Source organism: Armatimonas sp. (genome assembly GCF_031410135.1).
GTDB lineage: Bacteria > Armatimonadota > Armatimonadia > Armatimonadales > Armatimonadaceae > Armatimonas.
The window spans coordinates 1-4,471 of the sequence record NZ_JANNYP010000861.1 but is presented as its reverse complement, the minus strand read 5'-3'; the positions used below and the strand labels follow the sequence as shown (position 1 = coordinate 4,471).

Below are 4,471 nucleotides of genomic sequence, written 5' to 3'. Positions count from 1 at the left end.
TCGCCCTCTTAAGCCCAGAGACTCGTTCTTAGGGGCTTACTCAGGGTTTAGACAGGCTCTAGTCCGAAGACATCCACCTTCACGCCGCCTGAGTAGTGTGCCAGTAGGGGCGGCGTGTCGAGAGGGAACCCGGCAGCGTGGGTGAGGCTCTGGTCAATACTATGAAGTATTGCTTTTTGAAATTGATAGGGTGGGTGGGCGACGCGCCCTGCAAAGAGCTGCTTGCCGGAGACGCTAAAAAGCGTGTAGCGCTCGATGAGAAAGTGCTCCAGAGTATTCGGCGCTGCTGTGCGTTGCTCTAAGACGTGCTGTAGGGAGTAGGAAATATGGCAGTGTGCGGGAAGTGGTGGATGACTGAGGCGCTTGCTGCTGTAGGAGGTGGCGGGGGAGATTTCCATCTTGGCCCAGTGGTAGGGGAGCTTGAAGAGAGTACGAGCCAGCTCGACGGCGATGGGGTTGGCGGCCTCCAGGCTGAAAAAATACACTCCCGCACGGCCTGAAGTATCTTTGACATAGACCCGAACATTGGTCTCATGGAAGTGGGAGAGCCAGGGCATGGCGGGTGCCCAGACGGGGCGGACGTTGCGCATCGTGAAAGGCACTAGGCCAAGATAGGTCTTGTCCTCGAAAGTATCGACGACGAGGCCCTCGGGCAGGCGTGACTGCACCGATTCGGGGGAGATTTCCCAGTGTAAAAAGAGCAGTGCGTGCCACTCTTGGCGCATTACGAGTTTAGACATGCAACCCAGCATACCGTTTCTCTGTCTATGAGGGTAGGATAACAACCATATGCCGGATAGTGATAACATTCTCTCCATTGCCAAACTGCTGGGCGACCAGGCCAAGAAAAAGGTCAAGGAAGCCCTCGGTACCGAAGAAGAAGACAAGAAACAGGGGCCGACTCCGTGGCCCCCGATGAGGAACGAAGATATGAGCTACATGGAGCCCGACTGGGACGAGCTGGATCGCAAGGCCAACGCCATCGTTATAACCTACACGACCGTCTCTGCGGTTGCCACGGTGTTGCCTCTCATTGATGTGGCCGTTGTCACCGCCACGTTCTCGAAGATGGCAACCGAGCTTGCAGGCGTCTACCAGGTGCTGGTCTCCGCCAAGCGGGCACGTCAGATGGGCTGGGCGATCGCCTCGACCACGGGCGCAGTTCTGGGGGCGACTTATGGCGCGGCCTACGCGGCCAGTAAGATCGCCAAGTTTATTCCCGGCGCGGGCTACTTGGTCTCGGTGGCGATCCAAGCGCCGCTAACCGCCGCGGTGGCGTGGGCGGCGGGCGACTCGCTCAAGAACTACTTCAAGGCGTGTCGTCAGGGGCGTGATCCGGGGATTGAGGCGCTGAAAGAGTCGTTTACCAACACGCTGCACATCAAGCTCAAGACGGTTAAGTTGCCTGGGGGAAAAAACGCGGCGGCCACTGAAGCCGCGGCGCAGGCGGCAGCGACGAGTGCAGCCTCTGCGGCGACTGCAACAGAGTCGAGTAAAGACAGTGTCTCCGATGCGGTGGAAAAACTCGCCACGATGCATGAGTTGCTGAAGCAAGGCGCAATCTCGCAGGCGGAGTACGACAAGAAAAAGGCCGAGCTTCTCAGCCGAATCTAAGGCCGCTTAGGCAACGAGGCGAAGAGGCGCAGGGTGCGTCTCTTCGTCTTTTAGGCGGTGCAGAAGATCGGGGATGGCCAGGGCCGACACCGCAGGGGAGATCAGGTAGCCCTGGATACGGTCACAGCCCAGCTCCGCCAGGATCTGTCGCTGCGGGGCCTCTTCAACACCCTCTGCAATCACTTCCAGGCTCAGAGCGTGCGAGAGCTCGATGATCGCACGGATGATCGCCTGGGTCTGAGGGCCATTCACTAGGTCTACCAGAAACGCTGCATCTATCTTCAAGCAGTCTAATGGCAGGTCGCGCAGATAAGAGAGTGACGAGTACCCGGTGCCAAAGTCATCCACGGCGATACGAATACCTAGGGCATGGAGCCCTGCGAGTGTCTCTTGGGCGATATTGCCTTGTCCCAGTAGCGCCGACTCCGTGATCTCGATCTCTAGCCGCTCGGGTGGTAGCCCCGTGTTACTAAGAACGCTCTCAACACGGCGCAGGAACCAGGGCTGTGTGAGCTGGAGGGTCGAGACATTCACCGCAACAATCGGGCAGCTTCCCCACTCTGCTCGCCAGGCGGCGGCTTGCTCACAGACCGTCTGAAGGGTCCAGGAGCCCAGCGGCTCGATCAGACCACACTCCTCCGCGACCGCGATAAAGCGTGCGGGGCTAATCGGCTGCTCCCCGGCGGGCCGTTTCCAGCGTAGTAGGGCCTCTAAACTACCCACCTCACCCGTTTGTGGGTCACAGAGGGGCTGGTAGTGCATCTCAAACTCACCCTGGTCTAGGGCACGTCGTAGGCAGCGCTCCTGCCGCAAGCGCTCCTGTGTGGCATCGTGCATGGAGCGGTCGAAGTAGCAGAAGCTATTGCCAGTGCGCTTGGCTTGGTACATCGCGACATCGGCGTGTTGAATCAAGGTCTCAGGGTCTGCGCCATCATCGGGGTAGAGGCTAATGCCAATGCTCGCGCCCACAAAAAGCTCCTGCCCGCCAATCACCACGGAGCGGGCTACTGCAGGCAGGATACGGCGCACCAGAACCTCGGCCTCTTCGATTGAGTGAATGGGATTGAGGAGAATCGTAAACTCATCCCCACCAAGTCGTCCGACCGAGTCGTGAGTTCGTAGCGTATCCCGGAGGCGCTGAGCGACGACACGAAGAAGAGCATCTCCGGTTTCATGACCTAACGAGTCGTTGATGCGTTTGAAACCATCCAAATCAATAAAGAGAGTCGCCAACAAGTGCTCACTCGGGAGCATGTCAATAGCGCTCTGAACTTGTTTTAGGAAGTACTCGCGGTTGGGAAGCTCAGTGAGGATATCGTGTTGGGCGCGCCAGAGAACCGTCTCTTCCGTGGCGAGCTGCTGCGTAATATCGCGTGTGGCGCACAGGTAGGTTGCCGGAGCCCAGCTTGACTCTAGGAGGCGCACACGCGTCTCAAGCCAGCACCACTCTCCTGTACGGTTGCTGTGTCGCCAGCGCACCACGGCCTCGCCTTGGCGTTTTAGATGGCGTAGCGAGTGGAGTACCCGCTGCCGATCTTCCGGGTGAATCCGAATAAAAGCGGACTTGCCGATAATTTGTTTTGGGGATAGGCCGGTGATGCGCGAGACGGCGGGAGTGGCGTAGAGCGTGTTGAGATGGTCATCGTGTAGGCTCACCACATCCTCTAGCAGGCCCATCATGAGAGCAAACTGCGGTGTCTCGATATTGATACTCGGCAGGGCAGGAAGGCTGAGTGCGGTGATATCGTGACCACTGAGGTGAAAGCGTGCGAGCTCACCTGTACCTGCGGCGAGCGGAACTATTGTGATGGCGAGGCTTTTCCAGTCGGCACCGGGTATTCGGTGTTTTAGAAAGCCACGCCAGCTCTGGTCTTCGCTGGCTTTCTGGAGAATATCGAGGTGACTGAGTGCCGTTGTCGGTGAGTCACTGGGATCAAACTCGGCCAGCCAGCAAAGCTCCATTCCTTCCGGGGCAAGAAAGATTGCTTCCGCTGCTTGGTTGAGATAGACCATTCGCCCTTGAGGGTCGAGCAGGCAGGAGATATCCGGGGTCTTCTGGGCAGTTGCCGCGAGCCATAGCATCCAATCCGATATCTCTTGGGTCATTACTCAAGTAATTATGGCAGTTAGATCGTGTTTATTTATAGTAGAAGTTGCCTCAGGAGAAAATGAGCCGCATCCTCGCTGAGCTGATCGTGTAGCAACGAAGGAGCGCTGTCGGGTAGGCAGTAGTAAGCATCGGTAGGCGTAGGCTCGCCTGGTGCGGCATCGAGTGCGGAGTCGGTGGGAATGAAGGTCGGGAGGTCTACGATCTTTGCGCCCGCCAGTCCTAGTGGGAGCGCTGTGGAGAAGCCTGCTAGCCCTGAGAGGAGTGAGCCCGGTTGCTGATCGTGAGAGCGGGCCCAGACATGATCTTGGCGGAACGGTTGCCAGAGGGTGAGGAGTTTCTGGGATGCGTTTTTCCCTCGGCGCGTACCGTTGCTCAGAGCAACCGTACGACACCAGCGCGGCCACTCGGGGAGCGTGAGCGGTGCCCAGGGGCGGCTGGTAACGCTCTCGGGCCAGTCGGCGAGACCATGCTTCTTCCAGCGCGTCTGGGTGGCATACTCGCGCAAGATCAGGCAGGCGATAGGGCTCTCAAGGGGACGAACCATCGCCGGGCCGCCGTAGCGCCGCACCAGCGCCTGGAGCTGGAGATTAAGATGGGCTCCCCGGTGCGGAGTATCAAAGGTGAGGAGCGTACGGACGGGCAGATTTTTATCCCTTAGAGCGAGGCGTGCCGTGAGCCCTCCGGTGCTCACTCCCATCACGGCGATCTTGTCGTGCGCTACCTCGGCAAGGGCGCGGATGGCCTGCT

Annotated in this window: 4 protein-coding genes; 1 reads left to right on the top strand and 3 read right to left on the bottom strand. The window is 58.8% G+C overall.

Going from position 1 to position 4,471, the window contains the following annotated elements; genetic code table 11:
• Nucleotides 1-47: 47 nt before the first annotated feature.
• A complete protein-coding gene (locus RMO15_RS30995; RefSeq protein ID WP_309722403.1) occupies nt 48-740 on the bottom strand; it encodes a DUF2071 domain-containing protein in 693 nt (230 codons plus the stop codon).
• 49 nt (nt 741-789) lie between these two features.
• Here RMO15_RS30995 and RMO15_RS30990 point away from each other — a divergent pair, with 49 nt between their 5' ends.
• The gene (locus RMO15_RS30990; protein ID WP_309722400.1) at nt 790-1,614 is read left to right on the top strand and encodes a DUF697 domain-containing protein; all 825 of its coding nucleotides are present in this window, start codon (nt 790-792) and stop codon (nt 1,612-1,614) included.
• 6 nt (nt 1,615-1,620) lie between these two features.
• Here the strand turns inward: RMO15_RS30990 and RMO15_RS30985 are convergent, their stop codons facing one another.
• Nucleotides 1,621-3,696, bottom strand: coding sequence for an EAL domain-containing protein (locus RMO15_RS30985; RefSeq protein WP_309722397.1), 2,076 nt, complete (start codon nt 3,694-3,696; stop codon nt 1,621-1,623).
• A 59-nt stretch (nt 3,697-3,755) separates the two neighbouring features.
• On the bottom strand, nt 3,756-4,471 hold a 716-nt coding region (locus tag RMO15_RS30980; protein ID WP_309722391.1), incomplete at its 5' end, for a hypothetical protein.

Bases quoted from the DNA above. Each gene is read 5' to 3' on its own strand.
- RMO15_RS30995 (WP_309722403.1), bottom strand. From the start codon at position 740: ATGTCTAAACTCGTAATGCGCCAAGAGTGGCACGCACTGCTCTTTTTA.
- RMO15_RS30990 (WP_309722400.1), top strand. From the start codon at position 790: ATGCCGGATAGTGATAACATTCTCTCCATTGCCAAACTGCTGGGCGAC.
- RMO15_RS30985 (WP_309722397.1), bottom strand. From the start codon at position 3,696: ATGCTATGGCTCGCGGCAACTGCCCAGAAGACCCCGGATATCTCCTGC.